The 21,716-nt window shown below is 72.9% G+C and carries 24 protein-coding genes; 9 read left to right on the forward strand and 15 right to left on the reverse strand.

Annotated elements, in window-relative coordinates; translation table 11 throughout:
* Window positions 1-799: FAD-dependent monooxygenase (locus ACFW1I_RS16560; RefSeq protein ID WP_384670310.1), on the reverse strand; the 799-nt coding region annotated here is incomplete at its 3' end.
* Window positions 800-1,019: 220 nt separating this feature from the next.
* Window positions 1,020-2,498, reverse strand: a complete 1,479-nt coding sequence (gene xylB / locus ACFW1I_RS16565; RefSeq protein ID WP_384670312.1) for a xylulokinase — start codon at window positions 2,496-2,498, stop codon at window positions 1,020-1,022.
* Between the two features lie 122 nt (window positions 2,499-2,620).
* Between xylB and xylA the strand changes: the two genes are divergently transcribed.
* A complete protein-coding gene (gene xylA, locus ACFW1I_RS16570; protein ID WP_384670314.1) occupies window positions 2,621-3,793 on the forward strand; it encodes a xylose isomerase in 1,173 nt (390 codons plus the stop codon).
* Between the two features lie 79 nt (window positions 3,794-3,872).
* Here the strand turns inward: xylA and ACFW1I_RS16575 are convergent, their stop codons facing one another.
* The 4 genes from ACFW1I_RS16575 to ACFW1I_RS16590 are packed head-to-tail and all read right to left on the reverse strand — an operon-like array spanning window position 3,873 to window position 8,162.
* Entirely contained in the window at window positions 3,873-4,898 is a 1,026-nt protein-coding gene (locus tag ACFW1I_RS16575) for a LacI family DNA-binding transcriptional regulator (protein WP_384670315.1), read from the reverse strand.
* 29 nt (window positions 4,899-4,927) lie between these two features.
* On the reverse strand, window positions 4,928-5,866 hold the full coding sequence (locus ACFW1I_RS16580; RefSeq protein WP_384670316.1) for a carbohydrate ABC transporter permease: 939 nt from the start codon (window positions 5,864-5,866) through the stop codon (window positions 4,928-4,930).
* Entirely contained in the window at window positions 5,863-6,846 is a 984-nt protein-coding gene (locus ACFW1I_RS16585; RefSeq protein ID WP_384670317.1) for a carbohydrate ABC transporter permease, read from the reverse strand. The genes ACFW1I_RS16580 and ACFW1I_RS16585 overlap by 4 nt, the downstream gene beginning before the upstream one ends.
* Complete coding sequence (locus ACFW1I_RS16590) at window positions 6,843-8,162, reverse strand: ABC transporter substrate-binding protein (RefSeq protein WP_384670318.1); 1,320 nt, start codon at window positions 8,160-8,162, stop codon at window positions 6,843-6,845. The genes ACFW1I_RS16585 and ACFW1I_RS16590 overlap by 4 nt, the downstream gene beginning before the upstream one ends.
* Window positions 8,163-8,379: 217 nt before the next feature.
* Between ACFW1I_RS16590 and ACFW1I_RS16595 the strand changes: the two genes are divergently transcribed.
* Window positions 8,380-10,401, forward strand: coding sequence for a beta-galactosidase (locus ACFW1I_RS16595; RefSeq protein ID WP_384670319.1), 2,022 nt, complete (start codon window positions 8,380-8,382; stop codon window positions 10,399-10,401).
* A gap of 121 nt (window positions 10,402-10,522) precedes the next feature.
* Entirely contained in the window at window positions 10,523-12,103 is a 1,581-nt protein-coding gene (locus ACFW1I_RS16600) for an arabinogalactan endo-beta-1,4-galactanase (RefSeq protein WP_384670321.1), read from the forward strand.
* 62 nt (window positions 12,104-12,165) lie between these two features.
* Here ACFW1I_RS16600 and ACFW1I_RS16605 read toward each other — a convergent pair whose 3' ends face one another.
* The 3 genes from ACFW1I_RS16605 to ACFW1I_RS16615 form a co-directional block, all read right to left on the reverse strand.
* Window positions 12,166-12,474 carry a putative quinol monooxygenase gene (locus ACFW1I_RS16605; RefSeq protein WP_384670322.1) on the reverse strand — a complete coding sequence of 103 codons (309 nt, stop codon included), beginning with the start codon at window positions 12,472-12,474 and terminating at the stop codon, window positions 12,166-12,168.
* Window positions 12,475-12,692: 218 nt separating this feature from the next.
* Window positions 12,693-13,433, reverse strand: a complete 741-nt coding sequence (locus ACFW1I_RS16610; protein ID WP_384670324.1) for a hypothetical protein — start codon at window positions 13,431-13,433, stop codon at window positions 12,693-12,695.
* The gene (locus tag ACFW1I_RS16615; protein WP_384670326.1) at window positions 13,430-13,552 is read right to left on the reverse strand and encodes a hypothetical protein; all 123 of its coding nucleotides are present in this window, start codon (window positions 13,550-13,552) and stop codon (window positions 13,430-13,432) included. The genes ACFW1I_RS16610 and ACFW1I_RS16615 overlap by 4 nt, the downstream gene beginning before the upstream one ends.
* A gap of 197 nt (window positions 13,553-13,749) precedes the next feature.
* Here ACFW1I_RS16615 and ACFW1I_RS16620 point away from each other — a divergent pair, with 197 nt between their 5' ends.
* On the forward strand, window positions 13,750-14,316 hold the full coding sequence (locus ACFW1I_RS16620) for a hypothetical protein (protein ID WP_384670327.1): 567 nt from the start codon (window positions 13,750-13,752) through the stop codon (window positions 14,314-14,316).
* Here ACFW1I_RS16620 and ACFW1I_RS16625 read toward each other — a convergent pair.
* The 5 genes from ACFW1I_RS16625 to ACFW1I_RS16645 all read right to left on the reverse strand — a co-directional run bounded on the left by ACFW1I_RS16625 (window position 14,276) and on the right by ACFW1I_RS16645 (window position 17,757).
* Entirely contained in the window at window positions 14,276-15,433 is a 1,158-nt protein-coding gene (locus ACFW1I_RS16625) for a Cmx/CmrA family chloramphenicol efflux MFS transporter (RefSeq protein ID WP_384670329.1), read from the reverse strand. The two genes, ACFW1I_RS16620 and ACFW1I_RS16625, sit on opposite strands and share 41 nt — an antisense overlap.
* Window positions 15,434-15,827: 394 nt before the next feature.
* Complete coding sequence (locus ACFW1I_RS16630) at window positions 15,828-16,247, reverse strand: Imm10 family immunity protein (RefSeq protein WP_384670331.1); 420 nt, start codon at window positions 16,245-16,247, stop codon at window positions 15,828-15,830.
* Window positions 16,248-16,277: 30 nt separating this feature from the next.
* Window positions 16,278-16,742, reverse strand: coding sequence for a pyridoxamine 5'-phosphate oxidase family protein (locus ACFW1I_RS16635; protein ID WP_384670333.1), 465 nt, complete (start codon window positions 16,740-16,742; stop codon window positions 16,278-16,280).
* Window positions 16,739-16,921: a DUF397 domain-containing protein gene (locus tag ACFW1I_RS16640; RefSeq protein WP_384670334.1), complete on the reverse strand. Its 183-nt coding sequence runs from the start codon at window positions 16,919-16,921 to the stop codon at window positions 16,739-16,741. Before ACFW1I_RS16640 ends, ACFW1I_RS16635 begins: the two co-directional genes overlap by 4 nt.
* Window positions 16,918-17,757 carry a Scr1 family TA system antitoxin-like transcriptional regulator gene (locus ACFW1I_RS16645; RefSeq protein ID WP_384670336.1) on the reverse strand — a complete coding sequence of 280 codons (840 nt, stop codon included), beginning with the start codon at window positions 17,755-17,757 and terminating at the stop codon, window positions 16,918-16,920. Before ACFW1I_RS16645 ends, ACFW1I_RS16640 begins: the two co-directional genes overlap by 4 nt.
* 94 nt (window positions 17,758-17,851) lie before the next feature.
* Between ACFW1I_RS16645 and ACFW1I_RS16650 the strand changes: the two genes are divergently transcribed.
* Both ACFW1I_RS16650 and ACFW1I_RS16655 read left to right on the forward strand, forming a co-directional pair.
* A complete protein-coding gene (locus ACFW1I_RS16650) occupies window positions 17,852-18,316 on the forward strand; it encodes a hypothetical protein (RefSeq protein WP_384670337.1) in 465 nt (154 codons plus the stop codon).
* Entirely contained in the window at window positions 18,313-18,558 is a 246-nt protein-coding gene (locus tag ACFW1I_RS16655; protein WP_384670339.1) for a hypothetical protein, read from the forward strand. Before ACFW1I_RS16650 ends, ACFW1I_RS16655 begins: the two co-directional genes overlap by 4 nt.
* A gap of 78 nt (window positions 18,559-18,636) precedes the next feature.
* Here the strand turns inward: ACFW1I_RS16655 and ACFW1I_RS16660 are convergent, their stop codons facing one another.
* On the reverse strand, window positions 18,637-19,209 hold the full coding sequence (locus ACFW1I_RS16660; RefSeq protein WP_384670340.1) for an ArsR/SmtB family transcription factor: 573 nt from the start codon (window positions 19,207-19,209) through the stop codon (window positions 18,637-18,639).
* Between the two features lie 77 nt (window positions 19,210-19,286).
* Here ACFW1I_RS16660 and ACFW1I_RS16665 point away from each other — a divergent pair, with 77 nt between their 5' ends.
* The 3 genes from ACFW1I_RS16665 to ACFW1I_RS16675 all read left to right on the forward strand — a co-directional run bounded on the left by ACFW1I_RS16665 (window position 19,287) and on the right by ACFW1I_RS16675 (window position 21,477).
* Window positions 19,287-20,021, forward strand: coding sequence for a hypothetical protein (locus ACFW1I_RS16665; RefSeq protein ID WP_384670342.1), 735 nt, complete (start codon window positions 19,287-19,289; stop codon window positions 20,019-20,021).
* A 161-nt stretch (window positions 20,022-20,182) separates the two neighbouring features.
* Entirely contained in the window at window positions 20,183-20,590 is a 408-nt protein-coding gene (locus tag ACFW1I_RS16670; RefSeq protein ID WP_384670343.1) for a DUF3224 domain-containing protein, read from the forward strand.
* A gap of 35 nt (window positions 20,591-20,625) precedes the next feature.
* Window positions 20,626-21,477, forward strand: a complete 852-nt coding sequence (locus ACFW1I_RS16675) for an RCC1 domain-containing protein (RefSeq protein WP_384670345.1) — start codon at window positions 20,626-20,628, stop codon at window positions 21,475-21,477.
* The last annotated feature ends 239 nt before the right edge of the window (window positions 21,478-21,716 follow it).

Consider the following 21,716-nt stretch of genomic DNA (forward strand, 5'->3'; position numbering starts at 1 on the left):
CGCCGAGGCCGTGTGCGACGGCGGCCTCGGCGGCGGCGGTTCCGGTGTCCCGGACGGAGAGTCCGGGCGGCACCCGCATCGACATCCGGTAGCGGTGGCGGCCGGGGAGCGGGATGCAGACGAGGACGTCGTCGACGGCCCCGGTGCCGTCGAGGCGCATCGAGCGCAGGCCGTACCCCTCGGGGAGGTCCCAGTCGACCTCCACGTCGCCGAGCATGTACTCCTCCGGGAACGCGCCGCCCTCGAAGGCGAGTCCGAGCCCCTTGCGCACGGTGCTGTGCGCGCCGTCGCAGCCCACCAGGTAGCCGACCCGCAGCTCCTCCCGGGCTCCGGAGGCGTCGGTCAGACGGGCCGTGACGCCGTCCTGGTCCTGCTCGAACGCGTCGAGCGTCGTGGCGCGTTCGACGGACGTGCCGTGGCGCGCCAGCGCCTCTTCGAGCAGCCGCTCGGTCTCGTACTGGGGCAGGGCGGCGAACCCGTACGGCACCTCGGGCGGCAGCGCCAGGTCGTGGCGGCCCTGCTCGACGCCGTCCACGAACACGTACTGTCCCCGCATCGGGACCGCCGCCTCCAGCGCCGCCCGGACCACGCCCATCCGGTCCCAGACCTCCAGCGTGCGCGGCTGGACCCCGACGGCCTTGGCGTACGGCAGCCGCTCGGGCAGCCGGTCGACGATCCGGCAGTCCACGCCCTGCCGGCGCAGCTCCAGCGCCGCCGTGAGCCCCACCGGCCCCGCCCCCACGACGAGCACGGCCGTCCCGCCGGCGTCGCCCGCCGCTGATCCGCTGGTGTGTGCCACGGCGCCTCCCGGGCGTGCGGGCCCCGCACGGTCGTTCCGTCACCATGGTCGCCCGGGGGCGGGGAGGGGCGCCAGTCGGGTGGGGGCGCGGTTGGATCCTGGATCCAAGGTCCAGGATCTTGGATCCAATGTCCGGGATCTTGGACCCAATGTCCGGGATCCAATCTCTTGGATCCAATCTCTTGGATCTTGGATCTTGGATCCAACCGCGCCCCCGCCCTCAGGCCAGCAGCCCGGGCGCCGCCGCCCCCAGCACCCCCTCGATGCGGCCCCACGTCTCCTCGTCGCGGGCGACGGCCGGAAGGGTCTCGCCGGCGCCCGTGCCCCAGGCGGTGGCGAGGGCGACCGGATCCTCGGCGGTGGCGGCGCCGGCGGCGAGGGCGGCGGCGCCGAGGGCGACGAGTTCGGTGGCGGCGGGGAGGACGAGGGGGCGGCCGGAGAGGCGGCGGACGGTGTCCGTCCAGGCGCGGCCGCGGGCGCCGCCGCCGATGAGGCGGAGCGGGCGGTCGCGCACGGCGGGGTCGGCGGGGTCGAGGCCGCAGGCGGCGAGGAGGCCGTCGAGGGCGCGCAGCAGGGTGAAGGCGGCGCCTTCGTAGGCGGCGCCGAGGACCGCGCGGGGGTCGGTGGTGTGGCGCAGGCCGGTGAGGAGGCCGGAGGCGGCGGGGAGGTCGGGTGTGCGCTCGCCGTCCAGGTACGGGAGGACGACCGTCTCGCCGCCGGGGAGCACGTCCTCGCGGTCGAGGCCGAGGAGGGTGGCGAACCGGTCGACGGCGAGGGTGCAGTTGAGGGTGCACCCGAGGGGCAGGTACGTGCCGTCGGTGGCGGCGAATCCGGCGAGGGCCGGGTCGGCGGGGCGGGTGCCGGTGGCGGCGTAGACGGTGCCGGAGGTGCCGAGGCTGACCACGGGGTGGTCGAGGAGGCCGGCGGCGCCGAGGCCGAGGCCGACGGCGGCGGCCATGTTGTCGCCGGTGCCGGCGGCGACCACGACCGTGCGGGGCAGGCCGAGGGCGTCGGCGGCGGCCTCGGTGAGGGTGCCCGCGCGGGCGGCGCCGGTCGGGGCGACCGTCGGCAGCATCGCGGGGTCGAGGCCGAGGAGGTCGAGGAGGGCGGGGTCGTAGGCGCCGTCGGCGGTGGAGTACCAGCAGGTGCCGGAGGCGTCGCCGGGGTCGGTGAGGGCCTCGCCGGAGAGGCGTTCGGTGAGGAGGTCGTGCGGGAGGCGGACGGCGGCGGTGGCCTCGGCGTGGTGGGGCTCGTGGTCGCGCAGCCACTGCCACTTGGCGGCGGTCATGGAGGCGACGGGGACGGAGCCGGTGCGGTCGAGCCACGCCTTCGGGCCGCCGAGGCGGTCGGTGAGGGCGACGGCCTGGGGGGCGGAGCGGGTGTCGTTCCAGAGGAGGGCCGGGCGCAGCGGCCGGCGGTCGGCGCCGAGGGCGACGAGTCCGTGCTGCTGGCCTGCGACGGCGAGGGCGGTGACGGCCTCCGGGGCGACGCCGGCGTCGCGTACCGCCGCGCGGACGGCGGCGACCAGGGCGGTCCACCACTGGTCGGGGTCGCTCTCGCGGGCGCCGCCGGTGCCGGTGACGGTGTGCGGGGCGCGGCCGAGGCCCAGGACCTCGCCGGTGGTGGTGTCGACGGCGACGGCCTTCGTGGACTGCGTGGAGCTGTCCACGCCGATCACGACGGAGCGGCTGACGGGCACGCCCTCACCTCTCTTCTCCGCATCTGCGCGGCTCGCGGGTCTGGCGCCGCCGGGGTCGGTGGCGTATTAGTTATCTCAGAAAACAAATCCGGCCGCCAGGTCGCGAGGAGAAGGAATCCACCATGCCCGAGCGTTTCTCCCCCACCCCCGAGGACCGTTTCACCTTCGGCCTCTGGACCGTCGGCTGGCAGGGCCGCGACCCCTTCGGCGACGCGACCCGCCCGGCCCTGGACCCGGTCGAGTCGGTCGAGCGGCTGGCCGGGCTCGGGGCGTACGGCGTCACCTTCCACGACGACGACCTGATCCCCTTCGGCGCGCCCGAGGCGGAGCGCGAGGCCACCGTGAAGCGGTTCCGGGACGCCCTCGACCGCACCGGACTCCAGGTCCCCATGGCCACCACCAACCTCTTCACCCACCCGGTGTTCAAGGACGGCGCCTTCACCGCCAACGACCGGGACGTCCGCCGCTTCGCGCTGCGCAAGACGATCCGGAACATCGACCTGGCCGTCGAGCTCGGCGCCACCACCTACGTCGCCTGGGGCGGACGCGAGGGCGCCGAGTCCGGCGCGGCGAAGGACGTGCGGGTGGCCCTGGACCGGATGAAGGAGGCGTTCGACCTCCTCGGCCAGTACGTCACCGAGCAGGGCTACGACCTGCGGTTCGCGATCGAGCCGAAGCCGAACGAGCCGCGCGGCGACATCCTGCTGCCCACCATCGGCCACGCCCTCGCCTTCATCGAGCGCCTGGAGCGGCCCGAGCTGGTGGGCGTGAACCCGGAGACGGGCCACGAGCAGATGGCGGGGCTGAACTTCCCGCACGGCATCGCGCAGGCGCTGTGGGCGGGCAAGCTGTTCCACATCGACCTCAACGGCCAGTCCGGCATCAAGTACGACCAGGACTTCCGCTTCGGCGCCGGCGACCTGCGCCAGGCGTTCTGGCTGGTGGACCTGCTGGAGTCGGCCGGCTACACGGGCCCGCGCCACTTCGACTTCAAGCCGGTGCGCACGGACGGCGTCGACGGCGTCTGGGAGTCGGCGAAGAACTGCATGCGCAACTACCTGATCCTCAAGGAGCGGGCGGCGGAGTTCCGAGCCGACCCGGAGGTCGTCGCGGCCCTCGCCGCGTCCCGGCTGCCCGAGCTGTCCGTGCCCACCGCCGCCGAGGGGCTGGCCGAGCTGCTGGCCGACCCGACGGCCTACGAGACCTTCGACGCGGACGCGGCCGCCGCGCGTTCGATGGCCTTCGAGCGGCTGGACCAGCTGGCGCTGGAGCACCTGCTCGGCGTCCGGCGCTGAGCCCGCGCCCCCGCCGGGGAAGCGTCGGCGGGCGGTGAGGCTGGAGCGGCTCCTCGGTGTCCCGGACGGACGGGCGCGCTCAGGCGGAGTCGCGGACCACCAGCTCCGTGGGGAGGATGACGGTCGCCGGGTCCTCGCCCGCTATCCGGGCGAGGAGGGTGCGGACCATCTCGGCGCTGATCCGGTCCCAGGGCTGCCGGATGGTGGTCAGCGGCGGCTGGGAGTCGTGCGCGGCCGGGGAGTCGTCGAAGCCGCCGACGGCGATGTCCTCGGGGACCCGTCGGCCGGCCCGGGCGAAGACGTCCAGGACGCCCTGGGCCATCAGGTCGGAGGCGACGAAGACGGCGTCCGTGTCGGGGGCGCGCTCCAGGAGGGTGCGGGCGGCCTCGGCGCCGCTGGCGCGGCTGTAGTCGCCGGTGACGATCCGGTCCTCGTCGACGGTGAGCCCGCACTCGGCGAGGGTCTCGCGGTAGCCGGCGAGCCGTTCGACGCCGCCGGGGGTGTCGAGCGGGCCGGTGACCGTGGCGATCCGGCGCCGCCCGGTGGCGTACAGGTGGCGGACCATCTCGCGGGCGCCGTCGCGGTCGTCGGCGGCGACGTATCCGATGCGGGTGGTCTGGCCGAGCGGCTTGCCGCAGGCGACGACGGGCACGCCGGCCTCGTGCAGCCGGGCCACGACGGGGTCGCCGGAGTGGCTGGAGACGAGGAGGACGCCGTCGACGTGGCCGGCCTCGATGTAGCGGAGGTTGCGGCGGCGTTCGTCCTCGGTGCCGGCGATCATCAGGATCAGCGGGATGTCGCGGTCGGCGAGGGCCTGGGTGCAGGCGCGCAGGAGGACGTTGAAGTTGGGGTCCTCGAAGAAGCGCTCCTGCGGTTCCGTCAGGAGGAAGGCGACGGAGTCGGACCTGCCGGTGATCAGCGAGCGGGCGTGCCGGTTGACGACGTAGCCCGTTCTTCGGATCGCGGCGTCGACGGCCGCCTTCGCCGCCGGGCTGACGTAGTGACCGCCGTTGAGGACGCGGGAGACGGTGCCGCGCGAGACGCCCGCCTCGCGGGCCACGTCGTGGATGGTGGCCGGGCGGCGCCTGCTCGCTGCTGTGCTCATGCTCGGTGTTTCCCCTCGTTCCCCTGTGCTCAGGACTTTACGGCGCCCGACAGCAGGTCGAGGCTCCAGAACCGCTGGATGACGAGGAAGAGGGCGATCAGCGGGACGATCGCGAGCAGCGCGCCGGTGATGACGAGGGTGTAGAGGGCGGGCTGGCTGGCGCCCTGCTTGAGGAGGGTGAACAGGCCGACGGTCATGGGGAACTTCTCGTCGTCGCCGAGCATGATGAACGGCAGCAGGAAGTTGTTCCAGATGGCGACGAACTGGAAGAGGAAGATCGTCACCAGGCCGGGGGCGAGCATCGGGACGGCGATCCGGGCGAAGATCCGCCATTCGCCGGCCCCGTCCATGCGGCCCGCCTCGACGAGCTCCCTCGGGATGGCGGCCTCGGCGTAGACGCGGCCGAGGTAGACGCCGTACGGGGAGAGGATCAGCGGCAGCAGCACGGAGGCGTAGCTGTCCGTCAGGTCGGCCTCGGCCATGAGCAGGTACTGCGGGATGGCGAGGATGACCGGGGGCATGAGGACGCCGGTGAGCATGACGTTGAAGAAGAGCTCGCGGCCTCGGAAGCGGTAGACGGCGAGGGCGTAGCCGGCGAAGGCGGAGACCACGGTCGACAGGACGGCGCCGAGGCCGGCGTAGAGGACGGAATTGCCCATCCAGCGCCAGTAGATGCCGTCCCGGTAGGCGGTGAGGTCGCCGAGGTTGTCGGTGAAGCCGCTGCCCGGGAGGAAGCTGAAGGTGGAGAAGAGCTCGTCGTCGGCCTTAGTAGCGGCGACGACGACCCAGGCGACCGGGAGCAGGCAGTAGACGGCGCCGAGGACGAGCGCGGCGGTGGGCAGCAGCGCGGTGCGGCGGGGGCTCGGGGTCCCCCCGCCGGAGGCGGGAGGAGGGCCCTGCGGGACGCCGGGGGTGGTGCCGGCGGCGGGGGCCGCCTTGCGGAGCGTCGGGGAGGAGGGCCCGGTCATCGGCTGGCTCCTTGTGTGGTGCGGCGGTTGGAGATCCTGAGGAGGGCGAAGGAGAGCACGAAGGTGGCCAGGGCGAGGACGACGGCCGTGGCGGAGGCCGCGTAGATGTTGCCGCCGGTGAACGCGTCGTTGAAGACCTTCATCAGGGGGCTCCAGGTGGAGGGGATGCCGTTGGTGAGCGGCCTGAGCGTGGTGGGCTCGTTGAACACCTGGAGGGTGGCGATGATCGAGAAGAAGAAGGTGAGGACCAGGGAGGGCGCCACCATCGGGATCTTGATGCGGAGCGCGATCTGCAGCTCGGAGCAGCCGTCGAGCGTGGCGGCCTCGAAGACCTCGGCGGGCAGGGAGCGCAGCGAGGTGTAGATGACGATCATGTTGAAGCCGGTGCCGCCCCAGACCGCGATGTTGGACATCGCGAGGTAGAGCGGGCCGCCGTCCATGAGGTCGGGCTGCGGGAGGCCGGCCTTCTCCAGGAGGTGGTGGAGGGGGCTGACGTCGGGGAGGTAGAGGAAGCCCCAGAGGACGGCGGCGATGACGCCGGGGACGGCGTACGGGAGGAAGATCGCGAGCCGGGCGAAGGAGCGGCCCCGGACGCGCGCGGAGTCGAGCAGGAGGGCGAAGAAGAGGGCGAGGCCGAGCATCACGGGAACGACGATGGCGCCGTAGCCGAGGACGCGCAGGGCACTGGCGAGGAACTCGGCGTCGGTGAGGGCGGAGGCGTAGTTCTCCAGCCCGGCCCAGACCTCGGACTTGGCGCCCTTGCCGAGGCCGTTGCCCTTGATCTCGGTCCTGTGGAAGCTGAGCCAGACCGCGTAGCCGATGGGCAGCGCGAAGAAGAGGACGAAGAGGACGGCGGCGGGGAGCAGGAAGAAGTAGGGGGCGCTGCGGGCCCGTCTGAGAGGGGTGGTGGGCGACGGGAGGGCGTACGGGACCGCCTCGGCCCCGTACGACCGGCGCGCGCCCTCGGGGGGCTGTGTCACTTCGCGACCTCGAAGCCCTGCTTGTCGAGGTCGGCGACCGTGGTCGCCTGGAGCGTGGTGAGGGCGGCGCCGAAGGCGGCCTTCGTCCTCGCCTTGGCGGCCTTGCCGAACTCGTCCTTGAAGGCGGTGTAGGCGACGTTGACGTTGGGGCCCCAGGCGGCGGGGGCGGTGGTCTTCGCGATCTCGGCGGCCTTGGGGTAGAAGTCGGGCTGGTTCGCGAAGTAGTCGGGGGCCTTGGCGAGGGCGCCGCTGGTCTGGGCGGCGGTGGCGGCGGGGTAGATGCCGCTCTCCTTGACGAGGGCCGCCAGCGCCTCGGGGTCGGTGTTCAGCCAGGTGGCGAACCGGGCGGCGGCCGCCTTGTGCCGCGAGTCGGTGGTGACGGCGGTGGAGGAGCCGCCCCAGCTGCCGGTGGCGTTCTCGCCCTTGCTCCACTGCGGGAGGGGGGCCATGGCCCACTTGCCCTTGGTGGCGGGGGCGGCGGTGGTGAGGGTGCCGGGGGCCCAGACGGCGGAGACCCAGGCGATCTGCTCGCCGGTGTTGAGGGCGTTGTTCCAGGCGGGGGTGTACATCGGCTGGTTGTCGATGGCGCCCTCCTCGACCAGGCCGCCCCAGAAGTCGCCGACCTTCCGGGTGGCGGCGTCGTCGATGCCGACCTTCCAGGCGTCGCCCTCGAAGGTCCACCACTTCGCGCCGGCCTGCTGGGCGAGGCCGGCGAAGAGGCCGGAGTCGTTGGCGGAGAAGGTGGTGAGGGCCTTCTTCGGGTCCTTCTTCTTCAGCGCGCGGGCGGTCTCGGCGAACTCGCCCCAGGTGGTGGGGACGGTGAGGCCGTACTGCTCGAACAGGTCCTCGCGGTAGAAGAACATCAGCGGGCCGGAGTCCTGCGGCAGGGCGTAGACGGCGTCGCCGCCGAAGGTGGTCTGCTGCCAGATGCCGGGGGCGAACTGCTTCTCGACGCCCTTGACCTCGCCGGCTATGTCGGCGAGGGCGTCGTTGCTGACGAGGGTCGGCAGGGCCTGGTACTCGGCCTGGACGAGGTCGGGGCCCTTGTGCGCCTTCGCCGCCGTGATGATCTTGGTGACCAGGTCGTCGCCGGACGCCTGCTTCTGCACGGTGACGCGGACGTCGGGGTGCTTGGCGTTCCAGAGCGCGGCGACCTTGTCCATGCCGGGGGCCCACGCCCAGTAGGTGAGCTCGACGGGGCCGGACCCGGCGCCCGCCTCGTCGCCGGAGTCGGAGGATCCACAGGCGGTGAGCGCGGTGGCGCCGAGGAGGACGGCGGTGGCGGCGGCGAGGCTGCGGCGCGTGATCTGGGGCATGGGTGGGTTCTCCCTGACCGAAAGGGGCCTCTCCATCGGACGGAGAGGCCGACCATGCATCTGTGAGCGTTCACAGTAGAGAAACGTTCCGGACACTTGTCAATGGTTGTTCCTGTGCGGTTATGTTGCGTTGCCACTTCGAAATGTGGTGTGTGTACGTTCACAGATACGGCCACCGAACACCCCCTTCCGTTTCACCGGCGCTCAGGAGAGACCCATGCCAGCCACGACCCCCAAGGGCCTGACCCGGCTCGCGTTCGGCGGGGACTACAACCCCGAGCAATGGCCGGAGGGCGTCTGGCAGGAGGACGTACGGCTGATGCGGGAGGCCGGCGTCACCATGGTGAGCGTCGGAATCTTCTCCTGGGCGCTCCTGGAGCCCGAGCGGGGCCGGTACGACTTCGGCTGGCTCGACCGGGTCCTCGACCTGCTGCACGCGCACGGCGTCCGGGTCGACCTCGGCACCCCCACGGTCGCGCCGCCCGCCTGGTTCTACCGCGCGCACCCCGAGGCGCTGCCGGTCACCGCCGACGGCGTCCGCCACACGTACGGCTCGCGCGGGGCGATCTGCCACAGCTCCCCCGCCTATCGCGAGGCCGCCGCCCGGATCACCACCGAGCTGGCCCGCCGGTACGCCGACCACCCGGCGCTCGCCCTCTGGCACGTCCACAACGAGTACGGCGTCCCCGTCAGCGCCTGTTACTGCGACGGCTGCGCCGGGCACTTCCGGCGCTGGCTGGACGGCACGTACGGCTCCGTGGAGGCGGTGAACGAGGCGTGGGGCACCGCGTTCTGGGGCCAGCGGTACGGCGCGTACGAGGAGATCCTGCCGCCCCGCACCACCCCGACCGCCGGCAACCCGGCCCAGCAACTCGACTACCGGCGCTTCGCCGACGCCACCCTCCGCGAGAACTTCCGCGCGGAGCGGGACATCCTCCACGAGCTGTCCCCGGGCGTCCCGGTCACCACCAACTTCATGACCGCCCTCAGCCAGTGCGACGCGATCGACTACTGGGCCTGGGGCCGCGAGGTGGACGTCGTCACCAACGACCACTATCTGATCACCGACGGCCGCCGCACCCACGTCAACCTCGCCATGGCCGCCGACCTCACCCGCTCCGTCGCCGGCGGCGCGCCCTGGCTGCTCCTGGAGCACTCCACCTCGGGCGTGAACTGGCAGCCCCGCAACCCGGCCAAGCGGCCCGGCGAGATGGCCCGCAACTCGCTCGCCCACGTCGCCCGCGGCTCCGAGGGCGCCATGTTCTTCCAGTGGCGGCAGTCCCGGCGCGGCGCCGAGAAGTTCCACTCGGCGATGGTGCCGCACGCCGGCACCGACACCCGGATCTGGCGCGAGGTCGTCGAGCTCGGCGCCGGCCTCGGCGCCCTGGAGGAGATCCGGGGCAGCCGGACCGTCCCGGACGTGGCCATGCTGTGGGACTGGCAGTCCTGGTGGGCGCAGCGGCTGGAGTGGCGGCCGCACGAGGCCCACGACGCCCGCGAGCGCGCCGACAGCTTCTACGAGACCCTCTACGACCGGCACCTCACGGTGGACTTCGCCCACCCCGAGGCCGACCTCTCCGCCTACCCGCTGGTCGTCGTCCCCGCGCTGTACCTGATGACCGAGGCCGCCGGGCAGAACCTGCGGGAGTACGTGGAGAACGGCGGCACCCTCGTCGTCTCGTACTTCTCCGGCATCGTCGACGAGCACGACGCCGTCCACCCCGGCGCCTACCCCGGCGCCCTGCGGGACGTCCTCGGCCTCACCGTCGACGAGTGGTCGCCGCTCCTGGACCACCAGCAGGTCCGCCTCACCGGCCCCGGCGGGGCCGCGCTCACCGCCGACCTGTGGACCGAGTTCGTCCGCCCGCGCGGGGCCGAGACCGTCTGGACGTACGCGGACGGCCCCGCCGCCGGCGGCCCCGCCGTCACCCGGCACCGCCTCGGCCGGGGCACCGCCTGGTACGTCTCCACCCGCCTCGACGCGGCCTCCCTGGACGCGATCGTCGCGGCGGCGTCCGAGGACGCGGGCCTCCCGACCCGCGTCGGCATCCCGCACGACGTGGAGGTCGTCCGCCGGTCCGGCGCCCACGGCCACTACCTCTTCGCCCTCAACCACACCCCCGAGGAGGCGAAGGTCCCCCTGGACGGCACCGGCACGGACCTCCTCACCGGCACCGGGGCGAGCGGCACCCTCACCGTCCCGGCGGGCGGCGCCAGGGTCGTCCGACTGGACGACTGACGGACCCGCGGCCCCCGGCCCCGCACCCGGCCCCGTCACGGGGCCGGCCCCCGATCTCCCCGAGGAACGGCGCCACCGCACCACCACTCCCCCATCCGTCACCGTCGAAGGGACATCGGCGATGCGTATCGTCCGAGGCCGTTTCCGGCTTCGCTCCGCCGTTCTCGTCACCGCGCTCGGCGCGGGGCTGTCGCTCGGGCCGTTGCCCGCACGGCAGGCCGTGGCCGCCGGCACGCTCACCAACACCGGCTTCGAGGCCGACGGGACCGGCACGGCGACGCCGTCGGGCTGGTCCACCTACTCGGCCGCCGGACAGAACGCGGCCTCGTTCTCCCATGCCGGCGGCCGCGGCGGCGGGTACCGGCTGTCGCACTGGTCGTCGTCCGCCTACAAGGTGGAGACGTACCAGTACCTCAGCGGGCTCGCCGACGGCACGTACACGCTGAGCGCCTGGGTGCGTTCCGGCGGCGGCCAGAAGGCGGCCTACCTCGCCCTGCGCAACTGCGGCTCCGCCGAGCAGCGCACCGACCTGCCGGTGACGACCGGCTCCTGGATACGGGTCGTGACCTCCGTCAGGGTGGTCGGCGGCGGCTGCACGATCAGCGTCAACTCCGATGCCAACGCGGGCAATTGGCTCAACGTCGACGACCTGGCCTTCACCCCGGGCTCGACCGGGCTCGCCGTGAAGGGCGTGGACCTGTCCGCCCTCAAGAAGAACGAGGACTTCGGCGCCACGTACAAGAACGCCTCGGGGACGACCGGCGACCCGGTCGCGCTCCTCAAGGGCGCGGGCGCCACCTACGGCCGGCTGAAGGTGTGGGTGAACCCTGCCGACGGCTACAACGACAAGGCCCGGGTCCTCGCCACCGCGCAGCGCATCAAGGCGCAGGGCATGAAGCTGCTGGTGGACTTCCACTACTCGGACGTGTGGGCCGACCCGGGCGCGCAGAGCAAGCCCGCCGCCTGGGCCGGGCACTCGTACCCGCAGCTGAAGGCGGACGTGTACCACCACACGTTCGACGTCCTCGACGCGCTGAGGGCGCAGGGCACCACGGCCGACATGGTGCAGATCGGCAACGAGATCAACACCGGCATGCTGTGGCCGGAGGGCTCGACGAGCAACTGGACGCAGCTCGCGGGGCTGCTGAACTCCGGCATCTCGGCGGCGAAGGCGGTGTCGCCCACGACCCAGATCGCGCTCCACCTGGCGAACGGCGGCGACAACGCGCTGTACCGCACCTGGTTCGACAACGCCAAGGCGCAGGGCGTGAGTTACGACGTGATCGCGCTGTCCTTCTACGGCTACTGGCACGGGGCGCTGTCCTCGCTCCAGGCCAACCTGGACGACATCTCGGCCCGTTACGGCAAGAAGGTGCTGGTCGCGGAGACGGCGTACCCCTTCCGCCTGGACAGCGAGGACGCGCACGAGAACATCATCGACCTGCCCTCGGAGCTGGTCTCCGGCTACCCGGCCTCCCCGGCGGGCCAGTCGGCGTGGCTGCGCGACGTGATGAACGTGGTGGAGGCCGTCCCGGGCGGCCGCGGGCTCGGCGTCGTCTACTGGGAGCCGGCCTGGACCGCGGCGACCGGCAACGGCTGGGACCCGACCGACCCGTCGTCGGGCAACGCCTGGGAGAACCAGGCGCTGTTCGACTACGACAGCAGACTGCTGCCGGCCGCGAACTGGCTCGCCCACCGGTAGAAACTCAGGTCAAGGGCCGGACTCCTCAAGGGAGTCCGGCGCGCACCCGCCGTACGGCCCCCTCAGGGGGTCTCGAACTCCGGCTCGGCGAGGAGGTCGTCGACGAGGGTGAGGCGGGTCTCGGGGAAGTACTCGGCGATCGCCTCGCGCATCATCGCCTCGCCCTCGGGGTCCGGGGTCCCGCACTTCTCGCGCGTCTCGCGGTCGGGCCAGCGGGCGTACGCCACCCAGGTGTCGTCATCCGAGCGGTGGAGGCGGGAGCCGTAGCTGCCGCACTCCTGATGGATCGCCAGGGTCACCCGATGCCAGCCGTCCATGAGCTGCTGCTCCCGCCCCGGCCGCACCTTCCACCGGTAGATCACCGCGAACATCTCTCCGCCTCCCTCGTCCGGTACGGCGGCCGAGCCGCCCCTGTCGCATGCGCCGCCCGTGCCGCGCGCGCCGCCTCCGCCGACGACTGAACTACACCGACCAGTTCAGTGTCAATACTGAACCGTTCTGTCGATGGCCGTGGCCCCTCCGTCAAGCGCTGCGGGCGGTCCTGAGGCTGACCGCGCGGGCCGGTTCCGGTCCGCCGCCCGCCTGCGGCTCACCGGAGGGCGGTGTGCCGGTCGAGGAGCCGGGTGTACGCGGCGGCGGGCCCGTCCTCACCGGTGAGCGCGCGCAGGGCGGCGGTCGCCCCGGCGGGGTCGTACGGGCCGTCGTGGCGCCGGAGCCGGGTGAGCAGCAGGAGCCGACCGGCGCCGTCGACGCGGATGCCCCGATCCGTGAGGGTGGTCCGGCCGCTGTCCGCGACGACGAGGGTGACGCCGGTGTAGCCGTGGCTCGCGCCGGGACAGCCGACCCTCAGGGTGAGGACGGTCTCGCCGTGGGCGGTGGCGATGCCGCGCGCGGCGGTGAGGCCGGGCGGGGCGCCGTCGAGGCGGTGGTCGAGTTCGACGCGCACGCGGGGGCCGGGCTCGGTGACGTACTGGACGAGGACGTCGTCGGCCCGGGAGACGAGGACCCGGCTGGTGCGCTCGCCGGCGGTGGCGGTGACGACCCCGGTGGCGAGGTCGACCGCGCGCCGCGCCCCGGGGCCGGCGGTCACGTCGTCGGCGCGGACGCGGGTCCGGAAGCCGGGGTGGGAGGACTGGATCCACTGCGGCGGTTCGGCGTCGATGGGCCGGTGGTCGGGGCGTACGAGGGTGTGGTGGGTGACGATCACCCGGTCGTCCCGGGGGTCGCCGTACACCAGGGCCCCGTGCCGACCGTTCCCGACGACCAAGGCGTCCTCTCCCCGGCGAGTGGCGGGCGACGGCTCCCAGGTGCCGTGCGCGGGTCCGTTCATGGGTGCTCCTCCAGGACGGCGGCGCCGAAGCGGTCGAGGGTGAGGGCGGCCCGGTGCGCGCGTCGGCGGACGAGCCCGGCGGCCGGGTCGTCCGGGGGACGTTCCGGTTCGGGGCCCACGGCGACGGTCGCCTCCTTCCGCGCCCCGGGACAGGGGCTACGTCTCTGTCGCCGCCGACGGCGTGAAGGTTGCCGCCGATCGCGAAGACGCCGAAGTCGCCTCGGCGCAGACCGTCGTGCTTCCTCCCGATCAGCCGCACCGACAACGCGGCGGGTCAAGACGGCTAGGCTCTCTCGATCGTCCACTTGGGGGTCCCATGACCAGCACGACGTCCGTACGCCGCTCCGCCCTGCTCGCGGCGGCACTCGCCGCACTCGCCGTCTCGTGCGTGACCACGCCGGAGCCGGACCGGACGGTGGAGCTTCCCCGTCCCTCCGCCACGGCCGCGGCGGGGGCCGGGAGCGCGTCGGCGACGGCGTCGGCGGAGCCCACGGCCGCGCCCGAGGCCACCGACGCCCTGCCCGACGACTCCCTGCCCCCCACCGCGGCCGGATCGGCCGACCCGTACGCGCCCTTCTCCGGCGAGAAGGTCCGCGACGCCTTCGCGACCCTCCAGGCCACGCTCTACGACTCCTGCACGACGGACTGCTCCTCTTTCCTGGGCCGCGTCAACAAGGAGATCCAGGAGATGGACATGGCCATGAAGTCCGACCCGAAGGGTCCCGGTCATTTCCCCGAGCCGATCGCCAGGATCGCGGAGCTGAACAGGACCCTCGCCGGGGACAGTTCCTTCGAGAACCTGGCGAAGTACAAGAAGGAACTGATCGGCACCCGGGACTTCATCAACACGTGGATGCAGGACCACCCCGACGACTACCGCTGACGACGGCGACGGCGAGCGCGGCCGCGACGAGCCCCGCGCTCAGCAGGAACGGCCCCGTCGGCCGCTCCAGGACCGGCGCCGCGAGCAACGGCCCGGCCACGGCCCCCACGTTGAGGGCGACCGTGGCGTAGGCCCCGGCGAGCGCGGGCGCCCCGGCCGCCTCGTAGAGGATCCGGGCGATGAGCGTCCCGCCGAGGGCGAACGACAGGGCCCCCTGGACCAGCAGGAGCGCCAGCAGGGCCGCCGGACGGTCCGCCAGCACCGCGACCGCGAGCCAGCCCGCGAGGAGCAGCGGGCCGGCGACGGCGAGGAGCCGTTCCGCGTGCCGGTCGGCGAACCGCCCCGCCAGGGTGACCCCGGCGAAGGAGCCCGCGCCGAAGAGCACGAGGGCCACGGAGACCCAGGGCGCGGTGAGCCCGGCCGGCCCGGTGACGACCGGCGCGAGGAAGGTGAAGGCGCCGAAGGTGGCGGCGTTCACCAGCGCGGCGAGCACCATGACCCGTACGAGCCGGGGCGTACGCAGCACACGGAACTCGGCCCGCAGCGAGGCCCGTTCGCCACGGCCGGCGGGAACGCCCCGCAGGACGCCGAGCGCGGCGGGCACGCACAGCGCCGCCACCGCCCAGAACGCCGCCCGCCATCCGGCGAGCGAGCCGAGCAGCGCGCCGCCGGGGACGCCGGCCACGGTGGCGACGGTCGTCCCGCCGAGGAGCACGGCGAGCGCCCGCGCCTTGCGGTCCGCCGGGACCATGGCGGTGGCCGCGGTGAGGGCGAGGGCGAGGAAGCCCGCGTTCGCGAGGGCGGCGGCGAACCGGCTGACGAGCAGGACGGCGAAGCTGGTCGTCACGGCACCGACGACATGCGCGCCGAGGAAGACCACCACGAAGACGAGCAGCCCGGACCGCCCGGACCACCTCCTGGCGAGCACGGCCATCAGCGGCGCGCCGATCACCATGCCGACGGCGAAGGCGGAGGTCAGCGCCCCGGCGGCACCGACACTCACCCCCAGGTCGCGGGCGAGGTCCGGCAGCAGACCGGCGAGCATGAACTCCGAGGTGCCCATGGCGAAGACGGCCAGGGCGAGCAGATACAGGGGAAGGGGAAGGGGAAGTGCCACAAAGAACTCCGAGGCGAGGCGGGAGGGGACGAGACGAGAAGGACGAAGAACGTCGTCGCGTCACCGCCGTCGGCCCGCTTCCCCCGCCCCCTCGGGACGCGCGGACACGCCCGACCGCCCGCACGGCGCTGAGCGCTGCGGGGGGGCCGGTGCCTGTTCACCGACTCAGGGGATGCGGAGGCTCAGGGGCTGACGGCGTGACCGAAAGCCCCCCACTCTGGATGCCTCGGGACTGGACATGCGCGGCAGGCTACGCCCCGCCCCCACTCCCCCGCATCCGCATTTCCGGCTCCTCGAGGAGGCCGCCGACGACGCGGAGCTGCTCGCCGCGCTCATCGGGACGACTGAACCGACCGGACCAACGGCCCGGTGGCCGGGGCAGCGACCCGCCGGTTCAGACCACGAGCACGATCGGCAGCGCGGCGGAGCGGCCGTAGCTGAGCGCGTGGATGAGCGCGTCTCGTATGCGGGCCACGTCCTCGGCCGGCGCGTTGAGGACCGCCTCGACCACGGGATCGTCCAACTCCAGGTCGTCCAGGGCGGCGGGGTCGAACGTGACCCGCAGGAGGTTGCGCTCCAGTTCCACCGTGCGCACGCATCCGTACGCGGCGTTCTGGTCGGGGGTGACGACGCAGTACGAGTCCATGCCGAGGCGGACGGCCTGCTCGTCCGGCTCCTCGACGCCGCCCTGGAATTCGAGCGCGAAGCCCTCGTCGCCCTCCGACTCGGCGATTCCGGCCGTCGGGACGCCTATGCCCGGGGGAAGCTCCTGGTGCCAGCCGTAGGCGACGTTCGCCACGAACCTGTAGGTCATGCGCGTGTTCTACCAGACCCGGTGCGCCCGTCAGGCGTCGGCCCACTCCCCGTCCGTCATCAACTGCCGTCCCGCCAGCTCGGGTTCCTCGTGCCATGCCTGGAGGTCCGTCGGGCGGACGCGGTACCAGCGGTAGGCCGGACCCGAACGGCGCGCGTCCCAGCCCGTCCTGGCGTGGAAGCCGTCGGCGGCCTCCGCCGGGACCTCGTCGTGCGTGTACGTGGTGACCTCGCCGTCGAGCAGGACGACGTCCCTGGTGTCGCCGAGGGCGAGACGGGTACGGGGGTGGGCGGCGAGGTTGCGACCGGTGGGGTTGGCCGCCCGGGTGACGAGCCAGACGTCCGCCCCGTCCCAGAAGAACGAGAGCGGCACGAGGTAGGGCAGGCCGTCGGGACCGGCGGAGGCGACCCAGAGGTCCACCTCCCGCTCCAGGCGGTCCCGTACGTCCGCGATGCGCTGCGCGCGGTCGCGCGGCGGAACGGCGCCGCCGGTCACCGCTTGACGGATTCGATGAAGGCGGTGAAGACGGCGGCGGAGACGGTGAGGGTGGGACCAGCCGGGACCTTCGAGTCGCGGAGGGGGACGAGGTTGTGGGTGGGGACGAGGTTGTGGGCGACCTCCACGCACTGTCCGCCGTCGGCACTGTAGGAAGACTTGAACCAATGGGGGGTCACAACATGCCCTTTCGTGCTTCCTCGATCATGGCCACGGAGTCCGCCTGGGAGAGCGATTCCGCCGCGAGTTGATGGTAATGCGTGAGCATGGACGTCACGGCTCCGCTCTCCCGCTCCAGGTTGCCCTGGGCTTGCGACTCGGCGTAGGAGAGCACGGACCGATCGGGCAGGGTCAGCAGGGTCACGGGCCGGTTGAACGAACGCCGCTCCCCGAGGGCGAACGGCGCGACCTGGAGGACCGTGTAGGGCCGCGCCGCGAACTCCGCCAACCGACGAAGCTGCGCCGCCATGACGTCAGGACCACCGACCAGATGGCGGATGCAACTCTCGTCCATTACGACCAAGAGCATCGGCGGTCGCTCCCGTTCCAGGATCTGCTGACGCTCGAACAGGAAGGTCAGGCGCCCGGCGGCCTGGTCCGCGCTTGCCGCTCCGCGCGCCACCGAGGCGTCGGCCAACGCCTGAGCGTATTCCGGCGTCTGCAGGAGCCCCGGGACGAGACCGATCTCGAAGAGACGGATCTCGATGGCCCTGCGCTCCTGGTGGACGTACTCCGGGAAGCCCTCCATGAGCACGCCGTGCCGCAGCTGCTGGCACTCGCGGTCGAACGACTGATCCGTCCCCGTCAGTCCGAACGCCGCGTCGAGAGCTCCCGAAAATTTGAGAGTTGAGGGTCGGCTGCCAGTTTCCACGGCGGAGATGTGCTTGCTGGAGTACTTCGTACGGGCCGCCAGCTCCTCCTGCGTCCAGCCCCGTTCCTCGCGCAACCTGCGCACACGTGCCCCGTACGCCGCCAAAGGCCCGCTGTCCGGCTCAAGCACCTTGCGATGGACCACAACTCTCCCTCAGCCGTTTGTCCGTTGAAGGGCTTCCGACTGTAGGTCACGCTGGGTGCACCCCGTAGCGAATCCGCTACAGAGAGGAGCATCCATGCCTGAAAGCGACCACCCAGGCCCGGTCCCCGACCTCGGAACATTCATGGCGGCGGACACGCCCGAGGGCCGGCCCCGCCTCGGGAAGGTGACCGCCTGGGACGGGGAGTTCGTCCACCTCCGGCGGCCCGGCGGCGGGGCCGAGTGGACGGCGGCGCCGTGCGAGCTGCGCCGGCCGACCGAGGACGAGCGCGTACTGATCCGCGTCCTCACGACGCCCGTGCCGACGGCGGCGGCCGATCCGCCACCGCAGCGGTGCCCGGAGCCACCGGTCGTCCTCTCCGTCGGCCCCGTACCGCCGGCCGTGCCGACGCCGGGCTGCGTCACCTGCACGATCGCCGCCGCGCACGAGCGCCACCACCGCCGGACGCACGACCACTCCGCGGCGGCGGACTTCCGGGTCGAGATCCGCAACCACCCGCACACGGAACCGAAGTTGACGCTCCCCCGGGAGCTGCCGTGACCGCGGTCCCGGTCTACCGCATGGCCAGGCACCCGGGGCCGGAGTCCGAACTCACCATGACCGCGCGCTGCATGGACGGCGGGTGCGCGTGGGAGTCGGCGCCGACGCCGCGGCCGACGGCCGGCGCGGCCGGCTGCGTGGCGCACTCGGCCGCCACGGGGCACGGGACGTTCGCGGTCCGTCTGGAGTACATCGCGCTGGTGACCGCCGGGGCGGCAGGGAGCGAGGAAGGCAGTGGCTGACGCGGCCACCAGCGCCACCTCGTCACCTCGTCACCCGGGTGCGCACGGGGCGAGGCGGAGACGCCACCGGTCGCCCGGTCAGTCGGCGGGCAGGCCGAACCAGCGGAGGAGGACGGGACGGGCGCCGTCGGGGGCGTCCTCGGGACCGCGGGCGTAGCGCGCGAGCAGGGCCAGATAGTCGTCGTGGAAGGCGTCCAGCTCGTCCTTCGTGAGGTGGACGAGGCTGCGTGAACCCCGCATCCAGCCGTCGGACTCCGCCTGTGCGGCGGTGAACTGCCGGGCGAGCGCGACGTCCTCCTCCAGCCTCATCCGGTCCAGCTCGGAGGACAGGGCGCGCTCGGCCTCCGTCATCTCGGCCTGCGGCGGTCTGCGGATGTCGAGGCCGCGCACTCCGCGCCACCAGCGCTCGCGCCCGGTGGAACGCTCGGGGATGTCCTCGATGAGGCCGCTGCGCTCCAGCATGCGCAGGTGGTAACTGAGCGTCCCGGTGTTCTCGCCGAGGGCGGCGGCGAGGGTGGTCGAGGTGGCCGGGCCCGACGCGCCGAGGTGGCGCAGGATGCGCAGGCGCAGGGGGTGCGCGAGGGCCTTGAGCATCTCGGGACTGTCGACCGTCCGCCGCCCTGCGGCTTCCGCTCCGGGTTGGTTCGTCATGGTGGCCAGTCTATCCGGATGGCGGGTTTTTCTCTGCAGAGCTTCCTCTGCAGAGAAATCTCTGCAATGCTGGATGCATGACGACGAACCGAGTGACCTCACATCGCACCGTCCGCCGCTTCACCAGTGCTGCCGCGGCGGTACTTCTCGCCGGACTCGCCCTGGGCGCGGCGCCCGCGCACGGAGCCGAACCGGCCGCGGATCTGCCCGAATTCGACTTCTCCGCCTGCCCGGCCGTCGACGAGCTGCCCGCGGGCGCGGACCCCGGGACCTGGCGCTGCGAGGTCATGCACGCCACGGGGCACCTGCGCATGGGCGCCGTCGACGAGCCGCTGACCGAACCCATGAAGATCGCCTTCGCGGAAGGCCGCGTGGGCGGCGAGTTCCGCCAGGTGTTCGGGAGGATGACCGCCGCGCCCATCCGGGTGGGAGGCACCCCGCTGACCCTGACTCCGCAGTACGGCGGCTACTCGGACTTCCTGTCCGACGACACCCGGCGCGGCGAGTTCGACGTCACGTTCGCCCTGGGCTCGGCGCACGGCCTGCCGGCCCTGGCGTCGTCGGGCTGCTCGGTGGGCAGCGCTGAGGACGCGGTCCATCTGGTGCTCAAGGACACCGCTCCCACCCGGGTGATATCCAGGAACCCCCTGGTCGTCGCCTTCGGCGCCGAGGACGCGGAGTTCGCCGCCCCCGGCACCAGTGGCTGCGGCCCCCTGGGCCGCGCACTCGACCGCGTCCTGGGCCTGCCGTCCGCGGCAGGGTCGAACGTCTTCCACATGGACGTCACGGTGGCCATCCGCCCCTACGCCTAGGTCCGGAGGCAGGCCGCCCGCTGTCCGCATCTTTGACGGTCGGCCAACGGCCCGATCAGGCCGAGGAATCGGTGACCGGAAAGAGGCGCCGTAGGGCGGTCCGACGGGTCGCGGGCGCATCTCCCGGGGGCGATGTCAGTGGTGCGGCATACGATCCGGGGATGAGAGCTTCCGGAACCTTCCAGGTCGCCGACTTCGCTCCGGCGCCGGTGCCCAGCCCTGCGATCGGGACGGCCCTGCCCGTCGGTGTGGCCACGCTGGAGAAGCAGTACGAAGGCGAGGTCGTCGGGCGCTCCGTCACCTTGTTCACCGCCGCGTTCGACCAGTCCACCGGCACGGGGACGTATGTCGCGATGGAGTCCTTCGAAGGCACGCTCCACGGCCGGGCGGGCGCCTTCAACTTCGCGCACTCCGCGACGACCCTGGGCGAGGGGCGGGAGAGCGAGTTCTTCGTCATCGTGCCGGCCAGCGGGACGGGCGCGATGGCGGGGATCACCGGGACGGGCGGCCTCGCGGTCGACGCGGACGGCACCCACCGGATCTGGTTCGACTACGAGCTCGGCCCGTAGCCCGGGGACGGGATACGCCGGCACAAGGAGGAAGCATGCTCACTCGTCCGTCGGCGCTGGCAGCGGGACGGCGCCACTCGGTCGGACGGCGCCGGGACGGAACGGTTCTCGCCGTGGGCGACGGCGCGGCCGGTGAATGCCGTGTCGAGCGGTGGGAGGACGTCGTCGAGGTGGCCGCCGGCAACGTCCATACCGCGAGGAACACGGGCAAGTCCCATACGGTCGGGCTCCGTTCGGACGGCACGGTGCTGGCGACGGGGTGGAACGGCGACGGACAGTGCGACGTCGCCGACTGGCGCGGGGTCACGGCCCTGGCCGCAGGCTGGCGCCGCACGCTCGGGCTGCTGGAGAACGGCCGCGTGCTGGCGGCCGGCCGGAACGCGGAAGGGCAGTGCGACGTGCGGTCCTGGCGCGAGATGGTCGCCCTCTCGTGCGGTGACTGGCACTCGGTCGGCGTGCGGTCGGACGGTTCCGCACTGGCCACGGGCAACAACCGGCGGGGGCAGTGCGCCGTGGAAGGGTGGCGCGACCTCGCCGCCATCACGGCCGGGTACTGCCACACCGTCGGCCTCAGAGCCGACGGGCGGGCCGTGGCGACCGGGGACCGGACGACCGGGGCGTGCGAGGTCGACGCGTGGGAGGACGTGGTGGCGCTCGACGCGGGCAGCTACCACACCGTCGGAGTCACCGCCTCCGGGCGGGCCCTCGCGACCGGGGACAACAGCCACGGGCAGTGCGACGTCGACGACTGGCGCGACGTCGTCGCCGTGGCGGCCGGTTCGACACACACCCTCGGCCTGCGCGCCGACGGCACGGTCGTCTCCACGGGGAACAACGCCGACGCACAGTGCGCGGTCGACGCCTGGACCGCGATCCGGCTTCCCTGAGCCTCCGTGCCGCGCCCACGCGACGGGACCTCGACGGGGGACCACGCCGGACGGGGGTCCTGGCCGACGAGGCGGGTGCGCTTCCCGGGACGCCTGCGGGAAATGCGTGGACGGGCGCGTGCCGGTTCCCCTACGGTGTGGGTTCACGCCCTGAGACGGTCGGAAGGAGGCGAGTGCCGTGCAGTTCACACCTTTCCAGCGCTCCCGCTTCCGCTGTTCCGGCGTGGTGGTCCGTCAGT

The sequence above is a fragment of the Streptomyces sp. NPDC058955 genome (assembly GCF_042741435.1).
Classification (GTDB): Bacteria; Actinomycetota; Actinomycetes; order Streptomycetales; family Streptomycetaceae; genus Streptomyces.